Genomic DNA, 18,382 nt, shown 5'->3' with positions numbered 1-18,382 from the left:
TTTATAACTCCGGCCGTTCCGGTTCGAGCAGTTGGCGCGTCAGTTGAAAGGCTTCATCGACCGTCAAGGGCAGGGACGGCGCGCCGGGCGATCCGAAGGTCGGGATCAGCCCTTCGCGGACAAGCGCCTGGGCCAACCGGACGGGGGCTGGGATTTCAATCCCCAGCTTCTCGAAGACGCTCCCCTGGAGCAGCGCCTGCCGGGGCGGTCCCTCCAGGGCGACGCGACCCCGATCCAGGAGGATCAGGCGGTCGCAGAGCGGCGCCAGATGGCTCACCTTCTGTTCGGCGATGATCACCGTGATCCCTTGCTGGCGGTTCAATTCGGTCAGGACGTTCAACACCGCTTCCGTCCCGTCCGGATCCAGTTCTGATGTGGGCTCGTCAAGGACAAGGATGGAAGGCGCCAGCGCCAGGGCGGCGGCGATGGCCACCCGCTGTTTTTGACCGCCCGAGAGTCCGTTGGTGGGCCGGTGACGCAGGTCTGCGATGCCGCAGGCAGCCAGGGCGCTGACGATGCGCGCCTCCATTTTCGCAGGGGCGACGCCGGTGTTTTCGAGGGCGAAGGCGATCTCTTCCTCGACAATGGGCGATACGATCTGCCCTTCCGGGTCGTCAAAGACGCTGCCAATCAGGCGGGCCAGGTGGGGCGGCGCGATCCGGGCGACGGCCAGACGGCCCTGCCCTTCCGGCTCGATCCAGACGTGTCCCTGCTGGCTTCCCGGCTGAAAATGCGGGATGACGCCGTTGATGCAGCGGAGCAGGGTGCTTTTGCCTGCCCCGGTTGCGCCGGTGATGACGACGAATTCACCCGGTTGGATCGACAGGTTGACTTCGCTCAGCGCCGGCGAGGCCGCATCGGGGTATCGAAAAGACAGGTTTTCTATGTGGATGGCCGGCACTGGCGTTACCTCCCCGTGTTCTGCTTGATCATCTCAGAATTTCAGATCGCAATCATTATTCACAATCGATATTGCTGGTTCGGAATATCACGGCAAAGCCTTTTATCGGTGGAGGCGAACCATTACAGCCGCAGAAACTTCTTGGCCGGCAGGTAGACGGCCTGGGCGATGACGGCGTTGAACAAGGTCACCGGGAGAACGACGCCAACCAGCGCGCCCTGGGCAGCAGCGGCCGGCAGGTTCAGGGCGAACTTGTTGATCAAGACATAGAGGGAACCGCTGACCAGGGTGCCGATGACCGTGGCGACGAGGGGTTTGAGGGAAAAACGACCGATGGTCACGTCGGAGAGGGTGGCGACGATCATGGCGCAGGCCAGGGCGCCCGCCGGTTCAGACACCAGGTTGATGTACGGGATCGGCGACTTGGAGGTGACCATGCTGAGGGCGCCGCCGATGATGCCGATGGCCAGGGCTTCCCCGAACTTGGGCCGGACCAGGACGATGGACAGGCAGTACATGGCGATGACGAAGTTGGGCGTGATGCCGAAGATGGGCGGAGCAACCATGCGCAGGACAGCGCCGATGGCGATGAGCATGGCCACGACGGCTAGTTGTTTCGTCCGGCCGGCGTTGCGGCCGGTTTGGACGTATTCGGTTTCACTGGTTACGGATACGGGACGATTGTCTCCGTTCATTTGCGTACCCCTCCTGATTGTTATGATTCGTTCGATGGATGTCGTTGACGGGATGACTGTTCGCCCAGAAAACCAAGAAAGCCAGACCGAGTTCGGCCTGGCTTGAGTGGGCAATATGAATGCACCCGATTTGATCCGCGAAATACTCCACTTCCGAAGCGCTTCTCGGCTCAACTCAACTCGGCTCAACTCCTCTCATATGAAATTGTGCTCTTCTCTCATCTCAACTCCGGTTTCAGGGCTCCCCTCAAACCGTATCAGCCTTCGGAAAGGTTGATTGGGTTTACTATAGCATAGGGAAGGAAAATGCGCTATAGGGAAGTTAGAAAAAAACGGGTTATCCTTATGGCGATTGTTGGATACTATCCCAGAACAAATCCGGTGAGACATCCGTCTGCCCCGTTATGATGTTTACTGTCAGCGACGTCGTAGAAGCGGTCCCCTCAGGCCCGCCGGGATAAACATAATCGCGAAAGAAAAAGCGAATAGTCCCTTTTTGATTGTACTTGACTTCGTAATTGCATTCTAACGCCATCGTCGTATCTTGATAACCGAATTTCAACAGTTCAGCGGCATTGGCTTTCAATTTTGTCATGTGTTCTTTTTTGAAAGCGATGATCCGGTCTTTCAGCATTTGATTGATCCGGTTCTGGGCGACAGGGTCTGCCATCCCTGCGATTTGGGGGTACTGAATCTTCACAGACACGCCGGCATCATCATGGACTTCTTTTTGGGTCGTGATGGTGATGGGATTCTCCACAATAGGCGCTAGAACTGCCGTAGAGGTTGCCTGATCCCAGTGGACATGAACACCCATATTTTCTGCAATAAATCGCAGGGGCACGTAGGTGTGTCCGTCGATGACTTTTGGGGGGCTGTCAAGGACCATTTCATGGTCATTTACCGCCACATCATGATTGCCGATCTGCAGATGCAGCACCTTCTCGCCCTTGCTGACGGAAATGGTCTGCGTTGCTTCATCCCAACCCAATGTGTATTGCATTTTTTCACTGATCGCCCGCAGCGGGACGAAGATCCCCTGATTGTCGATATGACCAGAAACAGCGAATTGCCCGCCTTCACCGGCAATCGCGATCCCAAGGAGAGAGGCGTACACCGTTGTCGTGAGCAAGAGATGGCCGATTGTCTTTTTCATCGCACCGCTTCCCATTATTCTAGTTTCCTCAATAATGCAACATGCGTGTCCATATTACCAAGCAGATTTATCGTTCGCCATATCCTCTCTCCAAATCCTTCCGAAGTCCACACCGTCTCCATGACCTGCAGCTTCCTTCCGTCGGAGCAACCGTGGAGATCCTCACCCATAAATGCGAGTTTATCGGCGGCAGCGTAGGATGGAATCGGATGGAAAAGCACTTTGCGATAACATAACAAAAACTTTTGATGCGAATGCTATGATATTTGCTTTTTTTGACATATAATAGCAGCAGCATGCGCTCGCCTAAAAGGCCCGCCGAATCAGAAAAGGAGTTGATTGAAGTGCCTGTCATGAGCGCCCTCGTCAACCTGGCATTGCGATTTAAAGAGAAATACTTTGAAAAAGCGAGATTGAGCGAGCCTTAACCTGCATTTGGGCTATTTTAACGAAAGCCCCCCCCATACGCAGAGTTATAGCATCAATTTTTTTTGATATAGTAGAGGCAGGAGTTGATCACATGGACGTTGTCAAAATCGCTAAAGCCTTCTCGGACCCGTTGCGTTGGCAGATCTTCTTGCGCATCGCCAACCGGGAAGCGACGTTCCACGAGACAAACAAACCGGGCGTCTGCGTCTGCGACTTGGTCGAAGGCATGGGGTTGCTTCAATCCAAGGTTTCCTACCACATCAAAGAACTGAGAGAGGCTGGTTTAATTTCCGAAGTAGCCCAAGGGAAGTGGAACTACTATAACGTAAACCGGGACACCTTGCAGGCCTACCTCCACACAATTGGCCAATTGTTTGATTCGTGACCTTTTTTTGCTCTATTGCATCAAAAATTCTTGATGAATCGACACGGTTAGGAGATGGAAACCATGTTTGAATGGATTGCCGACCTCGTTGTATACCAGTGGATCGGCCTCACCAAAGGAGAGCACCTCACGGAAGCGCTGCACTTTTTCATTTACGACGTCATGAAAATCCTCTTCCTGTTGACGGTGATCATCTACACCGTCTCTATTATCCGCAGCTTCTTCCCTCCAGAGCGAACGAAAAAGATCCTGTCCCACAAACGCGAGTTTGTGGGCAACATTGTTGCCGCCCTGCTAGGCGTAGTCACCCCCTTCTGCTCCTGCTCGGCCGTCCCCATGTTTATCGGACTCGTCGAATCAGGCGTGCCGCTGGGCGTCACCTTCTCCTTTCTGATCTCTTCCCCGATGGTGAACGAGGTCGCCCTGGTGATGTTGTTCGGGTTGTTCGGGTGGAAAATCGCCGCCATCTACATGGCCACCGGCTTGACCGTGGCTGTCGTCGGCGGGATGATGATCGGCCGGGCCAAGATGGAGGATCAGGTTGCCGAGTATGTCTATCAGATCAAACTGCCCGACACAGAGATTGAATCGCTCACATGGCAACAGCGTCATGACTATGCCCTGCAATACACGAAGGACATACTCAAAAAGGTTTGGATCTATGTCATCGTCGCCATCGCCATTGGCGGCTTGATTCACGGGTACGCGCCGGAGGACTTCCTGGTTCGTTATGCCGGTCCGGACAACCTCTTCGCCGTGCCGCTGGCGGTGCTCATCGGTATTCCCTTATACTCCAACGCGGCAGGAACGATTCCGATTGTCCATGTGTTGATGGAAAAGGGCATGGCGATGGGCACGGTGCTCGCCTTCATGATGGCTGTCACCGCCCTTTCCGTGCCGGAGATGATCATTTTGAAGCAGGTGCTGAAACCGAAGTTGATCGGTGTGTTCGTGGGGATCATGGCGGTAACGATTACCTTTGTGGGGTATCTCTTTAACGCCATCCTATAAAAAATAACGGGAGGAACATCGCGATGGAAATCAAGGTCTTGGGCGCCGGGTGCGCCAAATGCAACCAGTTGGAAGGGCTGGTCAAGCAAACGCTCCAGGAACTGGGCAAGGAAGCGAAAGTGGAAAAGGTGACTGACTTCCCGACGATCATGTCTTTCGGCGTCATGGCGACGCCGGCCCTGGTTGTTGACGGGAAGGTGAAGGTTTCGGGGCGGCTTCCTTCCGCCGCTGAGGTAAAGGGCTTTTTGGGCTGAGCGCGCTTTTGCCAATCCCTTGCAACTGACATGTCAATGCAACTGGCCGACCTTGTTCATCAATGGTCGGCCAGTCCTCGATTTTGCAGACTGGATACTGCCGGTTTGATCCCCCGCATCACCGCATGGGGTCCTGGGCTAGAACGCGGCGCCGGGGGACTGCTGATCTTGCTCGCTTTATTTATGCTCTCGAATGCCTGATCACAATGATGAGGAGGAAGAGATATGTCTGAAACATGGTATCCTGTGATTGATTATGAGCGTTGCACAGGTTGCGGTGTATGTATCAACCATTGTTCTCATGGCGTTTATGGCAATGACAACAGTAAGCCCGTCGTCATTTTTCCTGTTGGTTGTGTTCACGGTTGCCGTGGCTGTCAAAAACGCTGTTCCTCTGGGGCGATTTCCTATGCAGGTGATAACGGACGTCAACAAAGCGGTGGGTGCTGTTGCACTAAGCCATGCTGATCGATTGCACGTCATGATCATGCAACAACTAAAGAATTTACAAAAGGCGGCGAAACCGTGTGTGACTGTTTCGCCGCCGACTAATCCACAGATGGTCGCCAAGACGGGACGTTTGTAGTTGCCGTTTGGCGTTGCCATGGATGGCTACCGAAGCAGCGCCTGTAACTGCCGGCTTCCCACCGGCTCCTCTGCCTGCCAGGAAACCATCGCAGTACGCTCCGCCAAGGTCTGCACCTGTTCTATCCAAGCCTGCTCCGCCTGTGCGCGGCCGCGCAGGCTGGGATCTGTCGTCGGCACATGGGACCAACTCTGATTGATTACCCACCAGGACGGGGTGATCGCGGCTCTTCGCAGGTCCGCTTGCAGCCGTTGCGCTTCCAGAACCGGCGTCGCTTCCGCCAGTGTCACCAGGACCACATGAGTGAACTGGCTGTCGCGGAGCTTCGGCAACAGCCTCCGCACTGATTCCGGGACTTCGCCATGGGTCCGCTCCACTTCACGGTGGTACACCTGGGCGGCGTCGAGCAGCAACAGGGTATGGCCGGTCGGCGCCGTATCGAGCACGATGAAATCAAACTTGGAATCGTCAACGACCCGGGCAAAGGCGCGAAAGACGGCGATCTCCTCGGTGCAGGGCGAGTTGAGGTCCTCCTCGAGGAAGTCCAGTTCATCGGCTGCCATTGATTGGGCCGCCTGTTCGAGGATCTCCCGCCGGTATGTCTCCGTCTCTGCTGCCGGATCAATGCGGCTCACCTTCCATTTGGCGCCATCCATCGGATCATTCAGCACATGGGACAAATGGGCCGCCGGGTCGGTCGTCGTCAGGTGAACGGAGTAGCCTCTTTCCACGAGACCGACGGCGATCGCCGCAGCCATCGTCGTTTTGCCGACGCCGCCCTTCCCCATTGTCAGAACCACTCCGTTGCCCTTGGCTGCGATTGAATCGACGACGGCCGAAAGCGGGGGCAGGGCAGGCGCCTCTGGCGAAGCCAGCGATGCATCTCCCGACAACGCGATTTCCCCACCGGTCATCCGGCGAAGGTTTTCGATCCCCGTCAAACCAAAGGGCATCAGGGGAACGCTGTCAGCCGGCAATCCCTTCAACCGTTCCGGCATCCCCTCGATGGCCTGCTGTTGTCGCGCGCGCAAGGCCTGTGCCCATGGGTCCTGCCCATCCGAATCGAATCGTCCGTTGATGATCAGGTGCTGATGGGCGATTCCCAGTGCGGCCAACTCTTCGGAAGCGCGCGCCGCTTCCAACAAGGCCGTCCTTTCCGGTCGAGTGACGAGGGCCAGCTTGGTCTGGGCCGGATCAGTCATGTTTTCCAAGGTCGCCGCATAAAGCCGCTGGTTGTCGGCCAGTCCGGACAAGGGGCCCAAACAGGACCCGCCGTGCATGTTGTCCTTGAGAAAATCCGTCCAGGCCTGCGGCAGTTGCAGGAGCCGCAGGGTGTGTCCCGTCGGCGCCGTGTCAAAAAGGATATGATCATACTCCTCGGTGAGGTCGGGCTGGGCGATCAGTTTGGCAAATTGATCAAAGGCGGCGATCTCGACGGTGCAAGCGCCGGAAAGCTGCTCTTCGATGCCTTGCAAAACCGCTTCAGGCATCACGCCCCGGTAAGGGGCGATCACAGTTTCCCGGTATTGGCGGGCTGCTTCGACCGGGTCGAGGTTGATGGCAAAGAGGCCCTTTACCTGCGGAATCGCTGTGGGGCGATTCTCAATTTCCATCCCGAAGACATCCTGCAAGTTAGACGCCGGATCGGTGCTGACGAGCAGGACTTTTTTTCCGCTATCGGCCAGGTGAACGGCTGTGGCGCAGGAAATGCTGGTCTTGCCGACGCCGCCTTTGCCGGTAAAAAAGAGATACCGTGTCGTGACAACGCTGGAAGGCTCAAAAAAGCGCTTCATATTGTCTACCCCTTACTTCCTATTGTTGCGTTCCAACAGTTGCCTTCCAATGGCTGCGTTCCAATGGTTGCGTTCCAATGGTTGCGTTCCGATCGTTTTGTTCAAGTTCGTTGCGTTACGTTCGTTACACTTCAATGGTTACATTCCGATTCCGAACCACTGGGCCAGTTCATCCCGGCTCGGATAGCGGCCTTTCAACAAAATCGCATCGTTCATCACAAAAGCGGGGAGCGCCTTGTTGCCCTCTTTTTCCAGGGCGGCGCGAATGAGCGACGAGTCGGCAAAGGCTTGCAGCGATTGGGCGAGGTTATAGCGATTCACTGTCGCCCCTTGCGCTTCCAGCCAACGCACATCTTGGGCGAATTGAACCAGCTTCGGATCGACGCTCGGTCCACATACGCCGGTGGAGCAGCACATGGCCGGTTCGTAGACGTCAAGCTTTTTCATCTTTTGTCCCTGCTTTCTCATCTTTTTTCCTCATCAAGGGCACAACCGCTGTCATCCATCTGGTCCAATCGTCTTCGGTCTTCGATAAAGACCGGTTCGTCGTTCATCCATTCCTGCAACTGTCCCAGAAGGGTCTTCCCGTAGACGTTGGCAGACCTATTCAGTGAGTAATATACCCAGCGGCCTTCTTTGCGATCCTTGAGCAGATCGGCCTCTTTTAATAAGGCGAGATGGTTGGACACAGTGGGTTGGCTGAGGGCAAGCACGTTGATCATGTCACAAACACAGAGCTCGCCCTTGTGCTCGAGCATTTTCAGGATGCGAACCCTTGATGTGTCGCCCAAGGCTTTCATGACTTTGAGATAGAGAGGCAGCATAGGTCCTCCTTGATATATTGTTATATGGCTATATATAGATATATTAAGATTGAGCCATTCGTTTGTCAAGGAGTGTGCAATGGAAACTAATGGCCGTTACGCCGCGCGCCGGAAATAAAACCCCGCCAGTTGGGACTGGCGGGGCTGCGGGGTCGCTTAGCTATTCTTTCATATAAAGGGTCTGTCTATTTACGGTCCCTTACGAATTTGTTTGTGAGCACTGTTTTGCCTGGGCTTTGTGGGCTGATTGTGTTACGGCGGCAGCTCATGGAGGCTGTTAATTACTTGCTTCTCATCCATTTTCCCTACGCTGACTGCAGCCCTGCGGTGGCTTCCATCCCGGCCATCAGCAGCCCCAGGCGGTTCTCATCCGCCTCGGCTCCATCCATGACCGCCACCAAGCGGCCTTCATAGAGCACAGCGATGCGGTCGCTCAGGTTCATCAACTCTTCCAGATCTTCCGAGATGAGCAGGATGCCCATGCCCTTGTCGCGGATCTCCATCAGCTTCGTATGGACGTACTCGGTGGCGCCGATGTCGAGGCCGCGCGTCGGATAGGCCGCCACCAGGACCGCCGGTTCGCGGGTGATCTCGCGGGCCAGGATCAGGCGCTGGATGTTGCCGCCGGAGAGCCGCCCTGTCCAGGTGTCCTGGTCGGGCGTCTTGACGCCGTAGTCGCCGATCAGCCGACCGCAGATCTCCCGGATGGTCTTCCCTTGCAGCATAAAGCGCCGGGCATAAGGGGCGTCGCCGTGGTCTTTGAGGATCAGGTTTTCCCAGTTGCTGAAGGACGGGATCGTGCCCACATGGAGGCGGTCTTCGGGAACATAACCGAGGCCCGCCTTTAGGATTTCCCGGGGCGAGCAGTTGGCTACGTTGCGCCCTTTCAAGAGGACCTCGCCTCCTGTTACGGCGCGCAAACCAGCGATCACCTCGGCCAGTTCCTTCTGCCCGTTGCCGGAGACGCCGGCGATGCCGACGATCTCACCGGCCCGGATGTTCAGGTCGACGCCGCGCAGCGCCGGAGTGCCTTTGTCGCTCGTCGCCGTGAGGTTCCGCAGTTCGAGCAAGGCCTGGCCGACCGCCTTGGCCGGTTGCCGCTCCCAGACATGCATCTCCCGGCCCACCATCTGCTGTGCCAATTCTTCCGGAGACGTGTCGGCTGTCCGGAGGGTGGCGGCCACGCGGCCGTCCCGCAGGACGGTGACGCGGTCGCTGACGGCCATCACCTCATGGAGCTTGTGGCTGATGATGATCAGCGCGCCGCCCCGCTCGGCCATCCGTCGAAGCACCTTGACCAATTCTTCCGCCTCCTGCGGCGTCAGCACCGCTGTCGGCTCGTCGAGAATAAGCAGACTGGCGCCCCGGAAGAGGGCCTTGACGATCTCCACCCGCTGCTGCTCGCCGACGCTCAGTTGCCACACGTAGGCGTCGGGGTTGACGGTGATGCCGTACTCCGCCGAGATGGCGCGGATGCGATCGCTTACGTCATTTAATTTAAGAAAGATCCCCTGGCCTTCCAGGCCTAAGGCCACGTTCTCGGCCACCGTCAAGGTGGGCACCAGCATGAAGTGCTGGTGGACCATGCCGATGCCCAGTTCGATGGCTTTTTTCGGCGAGCCGATGGTGACGGGCCGCCCGTTCAGCAGGATCTGCCCCTCTTCCGGCGCATAGAGCCCGTAGAGGACGTTCATCAAGGTGGTCTTGCCAGCGCCATTCTCCCCCAGCAGGGCCAGCACCTCGCCGGCACGGACCTCGATGTTCACCCGGTCGTTGCTGAGGACGCCGGGGAAGCGCTTGGTGATGTCGCGCATCTCCAGTTGGCGGATCGGTTCCGTCATGGCAGGCTCATCCTTCCCTGTCGGGGTTAGGGTTCGAAGTGGGATTCCAAAAGCCGGCGTGGATCGCTCTCGCCTCTTCTTCAAGCACAGGGCCGATGACGGAGACGGTTTGCCCGCCGCGGGCGAAGACTTCTTCACAGGGCAGTTGCAGTGTCGGATTTTTGGGGTCCCGCCCGGTCATCTCGAAGAGCGCCGCTTCCCGCATGCCAAAGACGACGCGGCCCACGCCAGCCCAGTAAATGGCGCCGGCGCACATGGCACAGGGCTCTGTGCTGGTGTAGACGGCGCAGCGGGATAAAAAGGCTTTGTCGTAGCCTTTCGAGGCGAGGCGCATCAGGTTCGTCTCGGCGTGTCCCGTGCAGTCGCCTTCCGTCTCGACGGTGTTCTCCGCCTCCAGGAGGATCTCGCCACGCTCATCGACGAGGATGGCGCCGAAGGGATGGTTGCCCTTTTCCCGCGAGCGGCGGGCGACAGCGATGGCCGCCCGCATCAATCGCTCGTGAACAAGTTCGTACGATTCTTCTCGGACCGACTCATGGGATGGGTCTTGTGATGGGTCATGGGTTAGCTTGCAAGGGTGCTTGCTAAGATTCACGTTCCGTCTCCCTTTTCACGTCTGCCAGAGCTTACTTGCTGGAAACCTCAATCTTCAGTGCCCCTTTGACGATTTCGTCCTTCGCCTTATCGACGGCGGCTTTCACATCGGCAGGGATCTTGTCGGCCAGTTTCGGGTTGATCTTCAGGTCCAGGTTGCCTTCGGCGAAGGAGATGGTCAGGTGTTGACCGCCGAGGGTGCCGGCTTTGCGCAGTTCGATCATCTTGGTGACGACTTTTTCCCAGTTGTAGGCCTGGGCGGCCAGGACCGTCTCGGGCGCTAGGCTGCTCTGGTCCATGTCGGTGGAGAGCCAGTAGGCGCCCGGCTTGGCGGCGACGGCCTTGATGCCGCCGACAGACTGCTGGGACGATCCGGTGATCACATCAGCGCCGGCATCCATGTGGGTCTTGGCCAGTTCGCCGGCCTTGACGATGTCGCCGAAAGAGCCGGTGTAGGCGATGCGCAGCTTGGCTTCGGGATTGGCGGCCTTGACGCCCTGTTCGAAACCCTTGTTGTACTTGATGGCGTCGCCGGCTTCGACGGGACCGACGATGCCGACGATGTTCGACTTGGTCAGCTTTCCGGCGAGGAAGCCGAGCAGGTAGGCGCCTTCCTGGGCCTGCGGGTCATAGGCGAAGATGTTCGGGCCGGACTGGAAGCCGGTGCCGTAGGCAAAGGTGGTCTTGGGGAACTCCTTGGCCACTTCCTGGACGACGCTCTGGTACTGGGAACCGTGGGCGATGACAATGCTGAAGCCTTCGGAGGCAGCCTGGCGAATGGCAGCGCCGGCGTCAACCGGCTTGGACAGGCGCTCGGAGACGCGCAGTTCCAGCTTGTCCTTACCCATCTTGGTCTCGACGGCCTTGATGCCCTCGTACATGGACTGGGCCCAAGCGGCGTCATCGATGGTGCTCGGCAGGATCAGAGCGATTTTCACCTTTTCCTCTGCTTTCGGGGCGGCGGCTTGCTGCCCGCCGCCACAGCCGGCGACAAGGCCGACGGTGAAGAGGGCGACCATGCCCAAGGCGACGCGGCGGATCCAACTCGGTTTCTTCACGACCAGTTCCTCCTTGTAATATGTAGTGGGAAATACGCTATCCTCTGGACCCGCGTTCATAGGGCCTGCCCAGCGCGGCAGGCGCCCAAACGCGGCCGAAGGTGACAGCCAGGGCGATGATGGTGACCACATAGGGCATAATGACGGCCAACTCGTAAGGGAACTGGATGCCCAGCACCTGGACAAAGAGTTGGAAGGAGTCGGCCATGCTGAAGAGGAGCGAACCGGCCAGGATGCCCCAAGGGTTCCATCGGCCAAAGTAGACGAGGGCGATGGCGATGAAGCCCCGACCGGCGGTGATGTTGTCGGCGAACATGTGCGTGTTGCCCACTGTCAGTGCTGCGCCGGCGAGACCAGCCAGCATGCTGCCGAGAATGAGGCACTGGTAGCGGACCTTGTCCACGCTGACACCGAGCGTGTCAGCCGCTTCCGGCGTCGTTCCGACGGCCCGCACCTTGAGCCCCCAGGAGGTCTTGAAGAGGACGACCCAGGCCAATGGCACCAGCAAAAAGGCCAGGTATACGATGATGTTGTGCTGGAAAAGCACCGGCCCGAGGACGGGGATTTTTTCCAGGAGGGGGATCGGCTGGGGTTGCAGGCCCTCGATGCCGGTGATGCCGCCTACATAGAGGCGGTAGAAGAGCCCCGACAGTCCCCAGCCGAGCATATAGAGGCCGATGCCGCTGATCCCCTGCTCCGCCTTCAACGTCACGCTGACAAGCCCCATCAAAAGGCCCATGACGGCGCCGATGGCAAGGCTGGTGAGCAGGCCCATATAAGGATTGCCGGCGGTCAGGGTAACGAAAAAGCCGAGGAAGGCCCCCATCAGCATGACGCCTTCGACGCCCAGGTTGTAGACGCCGGAGCGCTGGACGAACATCTCACCCAGGGCAGCGAGCAGAAAGGGCGTCGCCAGCCGGATGCCGGCGGCCAGGATGCCGATCATAATACTTTGGCTTGCCACATCATCCATTCGACTGGGCGCCTCCTTTCATGGGGAAGAAACGCTTCTTCAGGCGGTTCAGGTACTCGGGCTTGCGCAGCAGGATATCGCTGGAGACGACGAAAAGGATAATCAATCCCTGGATGGCGATGACGATGGCGGCGGGAACGTTAACGGCCCGCTGCATCATATCTGCGCCGAGGATGAGGGCGCCCATCAAGATCGAGGCAGGGATGGCGCCAATGGGATGGAGGCGGCCGAAGAGGGCGGCTACGATGCCGCTGAATCCGTACCCTGCCGAGATATCCTCCAAGGCACGGTGATGCAGGCCGGCCACCTCGACAGCGCCAGCCATCCCGGCCATGCCGCCGGCGAGAGCCATCGCCAACACCGTATAGAGGGAGACGCTGATCCCGGCGTACCGGGACGCCTCCGGCCCCGCGCCGACAGCCCGCAGGCGAAAGCCGATGGGCGTTTTCCAGAGGAATATGTAGACGACGACCGCGAGGGCGACGGCGAGCAGGAAGCCTGTATGCAGGCGGCTGCCGGGGATGAGCCGCTCCAGCCAGAGCCCGTCGGGGAGCAATGCCGTCTGGGGTACGCCCGTCCCGTAGGCCACCTCCTGGGGATCGATGAGAAAGCCCCGGATCAAAAAGAGGTAAATCTGCGCCGCGATTTGGTTCAACATGACTGTGCTGAGGATTTCATTCACCTGCAACCGCGCTTTCAGCCAGCCGGCGATTCCCCCCCAGAAAGCGCCGGCCAGGGCGCCGCTGAGAAAGACCAGGGGCAGGGCGATCAGCGCGGGCACACCGGGCAGGGCCAGGGCGACAGCCGCCGCTGCGACGGCGCCCATCAGGATCTGCCCCTCACCGCCGATGTTGATGATGCCGCTACGGAAAGAGATGATAATGCCGAGGCCGACCAGCAGCAGCGGCGTCGCCCGGACCAGGGTCTCCGTAAAGCCGAACTGGCTGCTGAAGGGACCGGAAAAAAGGACGCCGTACGCTGTCAAAGGGTCTGATTTGGCGAGAACGAGGAACAGTGCCCCCACCAGCAACGCCCCGGCCAGGGCGCCGGCCAGGATGCCCGTCTGGATAAGCCAGGTCTTGTGTTTTTTCCACTGCAAGGACGTCCCACCTCACGCTTGTTACTTCGAGAAAACAAAAAACGCCCCGGAAATGAGTATTTACTCATTTTCAGAGCGCCGTTGCCCCCTTTCTCTATCACCCAATCTCACGACCAAGATTACGACCAAGAAAAAACGGGGAGAAGTTCTTCGTGCAAAACCTCTGTTTCGAGCCAATTCGACATATGTAATTATAACCACATGCATGTTATAACTGTCAACATGCACAAGTGCGATTTCATTTCTCTTTTATCCTGCACGGAAGCAATACAAGGCGCTGGCGAGCCGGCGCCATTCCTAAATGCCGGGTTTAAGACTGCCGCCCCGGCTCCGGCACTAGTCGCTCAGGCTTGCTTACCCCCTTGTTTGATCCAACCATAGACGCCGTTGATCGTTCCTCGCATTCGTGAAAAGCCTGGTGGGGACAGCCGGCGCAGCGTTGCAGGCCGATGCGGGTCAAGGCGAAAGTGATCGCCTGTCCTGTACGCTGGAAAACATGGGCCTCTCCGATCTGATCATAAAGGCCCGATGTGCGCAGCAGTGCTTCCGGCTGCGGCTTCAAGCCGGTGACGAGGACGATACCGCCGCGCTTGCGGAAAGCCCGGACGATCTCCTCAAAGACCATCTCGCCGGTGGCGTCCATCATGGGCACATGTCCCATGCGCAGGATGAGCACCTTGGGCCGCGCGTTGATGCACTCACTGAGCGTTTTCTCAAAAAGGGAAGCCGCCCCAAAAAAGAGCGCCCCGTCGATGGTGTAGATGGCGATATGGGGGCAGTCATGGATGGGCGTCACCGCTTCCGGCGCCAGTTTCTCCCCCTGCTGCGGGTCGGGGAGGACCTTCTGGACCGCCAAGGACTGGCTCATGTTGTTGATAAAGACGGCGGCGGCAATGACCATCCCGGCGCCGACGGCGACGGTCAGGTCGAAAACGACCGTCATCCCAAAGGTAACGAGCAGCACTATGGCGTCGCTGCGGGTGGTTCGCAGCAGGTGCGCGAACTCGCGGCGATCGCTCATGTTCCAGGCGACACGCATCAAAATCGGCGACATGCTGACCAGGGGAACCTGGGAGACGAAGGGGGCGAAAAGCAGCACGAGCAGGAATACGGTCAACGAATGGACCAACGCCGCTATCGGCGTGCCGCCGCCGCTGCGGATGTTCGTCGCTGTCCGGGCGATGGCGCCGGTCGCCGGGATGCCGCCGAAAAAGGGCACGATCAGGTTGGCGATTCCCTGACCGATCAACTCGCGGTTGCTGTCGTGGCGCTTGCCTGTCATACCGTCGGCGACGACGCAAGAGAGCAGCGACTCGATGCTGCCCAGAGCGGCGATGGTCAGCGCCGGCCCCAGCATCTGCTGGGCCTTCTCCAGGTTGAAGGCGGGCCATTGGAAAGCGGGCCACCCGGCGGAGAGTTCTCCAAACTTGGCGCCGATCGTCTCGACAGCGCCGCCAAAGGCTGCTTGGGCAAAGATGGTGGAAACAACGATGCCAACAAGGGGACTGGGCACCGCCGGCAGGATTTTTGGCGAGTAGAGCAGGCAAATCAGGCAGACGAGGGCCACACTGATGCTCTGCCACTGGACTGTATCCAGATGCCGGCCCAACTCCGCCACGTTGTCTAGGAACTCTTTATGCTTGACGACACCCTGTAAGCCGAGGAAGGTGTCGATCTGCCCGAAAAAGATAATCACCGCGATGCCTGCGGTGAAACCGACCGTGACCGGACGGGGAATGAACTTGATCAGCGCGCCCATGCGGGTCATGCCCATGAAGATCAGGATCAGGCCGGCCATAGCGCCAGCGATCATCAGGTTCTCGTAGCCGTAAGTCACGACGATGGAAAACAAGAGCGGCACAAAGGCGCCCGTCGGTCCGCCGATCTGGACGTGGGAACCGCCGAAGAGGGCGATCAGCGCCCCAGCTACGACGGCTGTGTAGATCCCCTGTTCCGGTTTTACCCCAGAGGCGATGGCAAAGGCCAAAGCGAGCGGTATGGCTACCAGGCCCACCGTGATGCCGGCGACAATGTCCTTTTGCAGTTGCTCCTGCGAATAACCAGCCATGCGGCCCGCGATCAACCGTTTTTTCACGGCCTCAAATAGAGACGGACCATCCCAACGCATCGTTCATCCATCCTTCCCTGTTCGGCTCGGCAGTGCCGGCGTCTCCCGGCGTTGACGGTGATGGCGACAGAAAAGATAGATGAAACCTCTATCCCCGAAGCGGCTAAAGTTTCCGCGCACGTCATTGATCATATTGCGGAAATTAGGGGATATGCAATCGGGTTTCCAGGACTTGATGGGATTGGAAAGGCGAACACATGGGGGACCATGCGATTATCAGGCCGATGCGTAGAATCGCTCCGTTTTTCGAATAGATACGAATATCAAGCTTTTCCCTGTTCACTGACGTCAAGAGTCAGATCATCCCTATCACACCGACGAAGGTTTCAAAACTATCTGTGTTTCATCACTTGTAGCAAAATGGATTTAAACATAGGACCCGTTTCCCTTGCAGGATTTATATAAATTATTATAAGATCATCTTGGGAATGACTTATTTTGGGAGGCGGTTGAACGATGCGATTTTGGAAATCACTCCTGTCTGTGTTGACGATTCTTCTGTTCTGCCTGTCGATCACGACGATGGCCTTTGCCAAAGGAGGCGGCGGGGGCGGTGGTGGCGGCGGAAATGGCAACAGCGCAGCGAGCAAGGGCAATTCCAATGCCGCTCCGGGAAGCGCCGCGAAGAATACAGGCAGTTCTGCGATGAAGTCGGGAAGCGCCTCTCAAACCGGAGATCCCGCTCAGACAGGGGATGCGAGCGGCAAGGTCAAGGGACCCAAATCGCTTCGCGACGGCGAGGCCCATCCTAGTCAGAAAGGGCTACAACGGGCCTATTCGAACATCGTCGCCAACGGCGCAAGCCCCAGGGCTCAGGAAGCGTTGCGCACACTGATCGATAGTCGCGGCGGCGCCGTACCCGACACGGGAGACGACAGCACAACGCCGGGCGACGGCACCGATACCACCACTCCAGGCACCGGCACCGATACCAACACTCCGACCACTGGTACCGCTACCCCCAGCACCCCTCCCTCTGAATCCGAAGTCATTGCAGATGCCAGTAACCTCGACACCATCGCCAATGATCCCCAGACGATCAGCGCCCTTACCGCAGACGCCACTGTGAAAAGCGACTTGACGGCTATTGCCCAATCAACATTCAACGATGTGCGGACCCTTTCGAAAAAAGAAGCAAAGAGCAAAGCCTTCAAACAAGTCGGCAACTTTTTCGCCGAGATCAATGAGCCCGTCAAGGCTGTCCAATCGCTGGAACAGGCTGCCCTTGTAGAACCTGCGGATAATACCGTGTACAAACAGATCAACGAAGTGTTGAAAGAGACGGGACCTAAGAATTACACCTTTTACTTAAACGGTAAAAAACCGTCCTTCGACACACCGCCCGTGGTGGAGAACAACCGTCTGCTGATCCCCCTTCGTTCGGTCTCGGAATCCCTCGGCGCCACTGTTCAATGGAATCCCGAAACGAAAACAGCGACCATTACGAAGGACGGCCGGGAGATCGTGCTGAAAGCGGGCGATACGACCGCCTCGGTCGATGGAAAAACGGTTTCCTTGGAGGCCCCCGGGAAAATCGGCAACGGCAATCGGATGATTGTTCCCCTGCGGTTCATCAGTGAGACCTTGAAGAATGAAGTCTCCTATTACCCGGAATCGCAGTTAGTGGTGATTAAGTAATCCGTTACTTGTCCGTTAAAACATATGGCATGTTCGCATACAGGACCGGCTCAAGGTAAATAACCGATAATCTCCGAAAAACACTGCCGGCAAGGGGCAGTGTTTTTCTTTTCATGTTATTTTTCATTCACGTTATTCAGACAGTCTTTTATTCCTCATACACGTTGTATTGCGGCAAAATAGCGGCAGCACGTTAAAACAATGTCCCCTGTACGATTGGACTTGGTGTTTTCGACCATTCTTCCTTCAGCGAATTGACCGCCGGCGACACAGGGTGCGCCTCCATTCTATCAGCGGGAAAAGGACGCAGCACTTCCCCCATGGGCACCTTTGAATTCATCCAGATCAGACACTGTTCAGGGTAAAAGATCACCGGCATCCGATCATGGACGGATGCCACCAGTTCATTCGGTTCTGTAGTGATGATCGTGCAGGAATTGACGACTTCCCCGCTCGGACCTCGCCAAGTCGAACATAATCCTGCGAAGGCGAAGACCCCCCGATCACGCAAGACGAAGCGATGGGGGATTTTCTGTTTACCAACCCGTTGCCATTCATAGAAACCATCCGCCGGAATCAGACACCGGTTTGATTGAAGGAGGCTGCGAAAAGCCGGTTTCTCCGCCAGCGTCTCGGCCCGGGCGTTAATCATTTTGTAACCGACTGCGGGATCCTTGGCCCAGTGGGGGATGAGCCCCCAACGAGCGTTCATGGACTTGTTTCCATCTTGGTTGACGACGGTGAGGATGTTTTGTCCGGGCGCGATGTTGAAGCGCGGCGCGAATTCCTGCGCTGTCGGGACACCCAGTATCTCTAACAGTTCCGCTGGGTTAACGGTGAGCGTGAAGCGGCCGCACATGTAAATCACCTCATTGTTGTTCTCCATTGTCGAGTTCCTGTACTCGATCTCCTTCTCCCCATATCATTTTGCCTTTTGCGCGAGAAAAAGAAAAGGCCGCTGAATTGGCTCAGCAGCCTAAGATCGCCTCAATATTCGTTTTTATGGGTTCATCCGTT

18 protein-coding genes are annotated in these 18,382 nt (G+C 57.6%); 5 read left to right on the top strand and 13 right to left on the bottom strand.

The genetic code is table 11. The annotated features are described in order from the left end of the window. Nucleotide 1 precedes the first annotated feature (1 nt). The 3 genes from GTO91_RS05865 to GTO91_RS05855 form a co-directional block, all read right to left on the bottom strand. Complete coding sequence (locus GTO91_RS05865) at nucleotides 2-901, bottom strand: energy-coupling factor ABC transporter ATP-binding protein (protein ID WP_161256275.1); 900 nt, start codon at nucleotides 899-901, stop codon at nucleotides 2-4. 122 nt (nucleotides 902-1,023) lie between these two features. After that, the gene (locus tag GTO91_RS05860) at nucleotides 1,024-1,596 is read right to left on the bottom strand and encodes a tryptophan transporter (RefSeq protein ID WP_161256272.1); all 573 of its coding nucleotides are present in this window, start codon (nucleotides 1,594-1,596) and stop codon (nucleotides 1,024-1,026) included. Nucleotides 1,597-1,939: 343 nt separating this feature from the next. Beyond that, complete coding sequence (locus GTO91_RS05855; RefSeq protein WP_161256269.1) at nucleotides 1,940-2,752, bottom strand: stalk domain-containing protein; 813 nt, start codon at nucleotides 2,750-2,752, stop codon at nucleotides 1,940-1,942. A gap of 520 nt (nucleotides 2,753-3,272) precedes the next feature. Between GTO91_RS05855 and GTO91_RS05850 the strand changes: the two genes are divergently transcribed. The 4 genes from GTO91_RS05850 to GTO91_RS18600 all read left to right on the top strand — a co-directional run bounded on the left by GTO91_RS05850 (nucleotide 3,273) and on the right by GTO91_RS18600 (nucleotide 5,299). Continuing rightward, nucleotides 3,273-3,566, top strand: coding sequence for an ArsR/SmtB family transcription factor (locus GTO91_RS05850; protein WP_161256266.1), 294 nt, complete (start codon nucleotides 3,273-3,275; stop codon nucleotides 3,564-3,566). A 63-nt stretch (nucleotides 3,567-3,629) separates the two neighbouring features. After that, entirely contained in the window at nucleotides 3,630-4,577 is a 948-nt protein-coding gene (locus GTO91_RS05845) for a permease (protein WP_161256264.1), read from the top strand. A gap of 23 nt (nucleotides 4,578-4,600) precedes the next feature. Beyond that, entirely contained in the window at nucleotides 4,601-4,831 is a 231-nt protein-coding gene (locus GTO91_RS05840) for a thioredoxin family protein (RefSeq protein WP_161256261.1), read from the top strand. A gap of 225 nt (nucleotides 4,832-5,056) precedes the next feature. Beyond that, entirely contained in the window at nucleotides 5,057-5,299 is a 243-nt protein-coding gene (locus GTO91_RS18600) for an ATP-binding protein (protein ID WP_161256258.1), read from the top strand. Nucleotides 5,300-5,443: 144 nt separating this feature from the next. On the opposite strand, the gene arsA is transcribed toward GTO91_RS18600, so the two are convergent. From arsA to GTO91_RS05790, 9 genes are all read right to left on the bottom strand, one after another. Continuing rightward, on the bottom strand, nucleotides 5,444-7,210 hold the full coding sequence (arsA, locus tag GTO91_RS05830) for an arsenical pump-driving ATPase (RefSeq protein ID WP_161256255.1): 1,767 nt from the start codon (nucleotides 7,208-7,210) through the stop codon (nucleotides 5,444-5,446). Between the two features lie 138 nt (nucleotides 7,211-7,348). Further along, a complete protein-coding gene (gene arsD / locus GTO91_RS05825) occupies nucleotides 7,349-7,657 on the bottom strand; it encodes an arsenite efflux transporter metallochaperone ArsD (protein ID WP_161256252.1) in 309 nt (102 codons plus the stop codon). Nucleotides 7,658-7,674: 17 nt separating this feature from the next. Continuing rightward, nucleotides 7,675-8,034 (bottom strand): ArsR/SmtB family transcription factor, encoded by a 360-nt coding sequence (locus GTO91_RS05820; protein WP_161256249.1) that lies wholly within the window; start codon nucleotides 8,032-8,034, stop codon nucleotides 7,675-7,677. A gap of 305 nt (nucleotides 8,035-8,339) precedes the next feature. Further along, nucleotides 8,340-9,875, bottom strand: a complete 1,536-nt coding sequence (locus tag GTO91_RS05815) for an ABC transporter ATP-binding protein (RefSeq protein WP_161256246.1) — start codon at nucleotides 9,873-9,875, stop codon at nucleotides 8,340-8,342. A 7-nt stretch (nucleotides 9,876-9,882) separates the two neighbouring features. Then, nucleotides 9,883-10,470 carry a nucleoside deaminase gene (locus GTO91_RS05810; protein WP_328793738.1) on the bottom strand — a complete coding sequence of 196 codons (588 nt, stop codon included), beginning with the start codon at nucleotides 10,468-10,470 and terminating at the stop codon, nucleotides 9,883-9,885. Between the two features lie 31 nt (nucleotides 10,471-10,501). Continuing rightward, nucleotides 10,502-11,527 (bottom strand): BMP family lipoprotein, encoded by a 1,026-nt coding sequence (locus GTO91_RS05805; RefSeq protein WP_328793737.1) that lies wholly within the window; start codon nucleotides 11,525-11,527, stop codon nucleotides 10,502-10,504. A 37-nt stretch (nucleotides 11,528-11,564) separates the two neighbouring features. Then, the gene (locus GTO91_RS05800; RefSeq protein ID WP_161256243.1) at nucleotides 11,565-12,500 is read right to left on the bottom strand and encodes an ABC transporter permease; all 936 of its coding nucleotides are present in this window, start codon (nucleotides 12,498-12,500) and stop codon (nucleotides 11,565-11,567) included. Next, nucleotides 12,493-13,599 (bottom strand): ABC transporter permease, encoded by a 1,107-nt coding sequence (locus tag GTO91_RS05795; protein WP_170294121.1) that lies wholly within the window; start codon nucleotides 13,597-13,599, stop codon nucleotides 12,493-12,495. The genes GTO91_RS05800 and GTO91_RS05795 overlap by 8 nt, the downstream gene beginning before the upstream one ends. Nucleotides 13,600-13,909: 310 nt before the next feature. Then, entirely contained in the window at nucleotides 13,910-15,727 is a 1,818-nt protein-coding gene (locus GTO91_RS05790; RefSeq protein ID WP_161256240.1) for a SulP family inorganic anion transporter, read from the bottom strand. A 456-nt stretch (nucleotides 15,728-16,183) separates the two neighbouring features. Here GTO91_RS05790 and GTO91_RS05785 point away from each other — a divergent pair, with 456 nt between their 5' ends. Then, nucleotides 16,184-17,365 (top strand): copper amine oxidase N-terminal domain-containing protein, encoded by a 1,182-nt coding sequence (locus tag GTO91_RS05785; protein WP_161256236.1) that lies wholly within the window; start codon nucleotides 16,184-16,186, stop codon nucleotides 17,363-17,365. A 193-nt stretch (nucleotides 17,366-17,558) separates the two neighbouring features. On the opposite strand, the gene GTO91_RS05780 is transcribed toward GTO91_RS05785, so the two are convergent. Then, nucleotides 17,559-18,251, bottom strand: a complete 693-nt coding sequence (locus GTO91_RS05780; protein WP_235919199.1) for an SOS response-associated peptidase — start codon at nucleotides 18,249-18,251, stop codon at nucleotides 17,559-17,561. Between the last annotated feature and the right edge of the window lie 131 nt (nucleotides 18,252-18,382).

It is taken from the genome of Heliomicrobium undosum, from assembly GCF_009877425.1.
Taxonomy (GTDB): domain Bacteria; phylum Bacillota; class Desulfitobacteriia; order Heliobacteriales; family Heliobacteriaceae; genus Heliomicrobium; species Heliomicrobium undosum.
The sequence above is the reverse complement of the archived record's forward strand: the minus strand, read 5'-3'. Positions and strand labels throughout refer to the sequence as shown.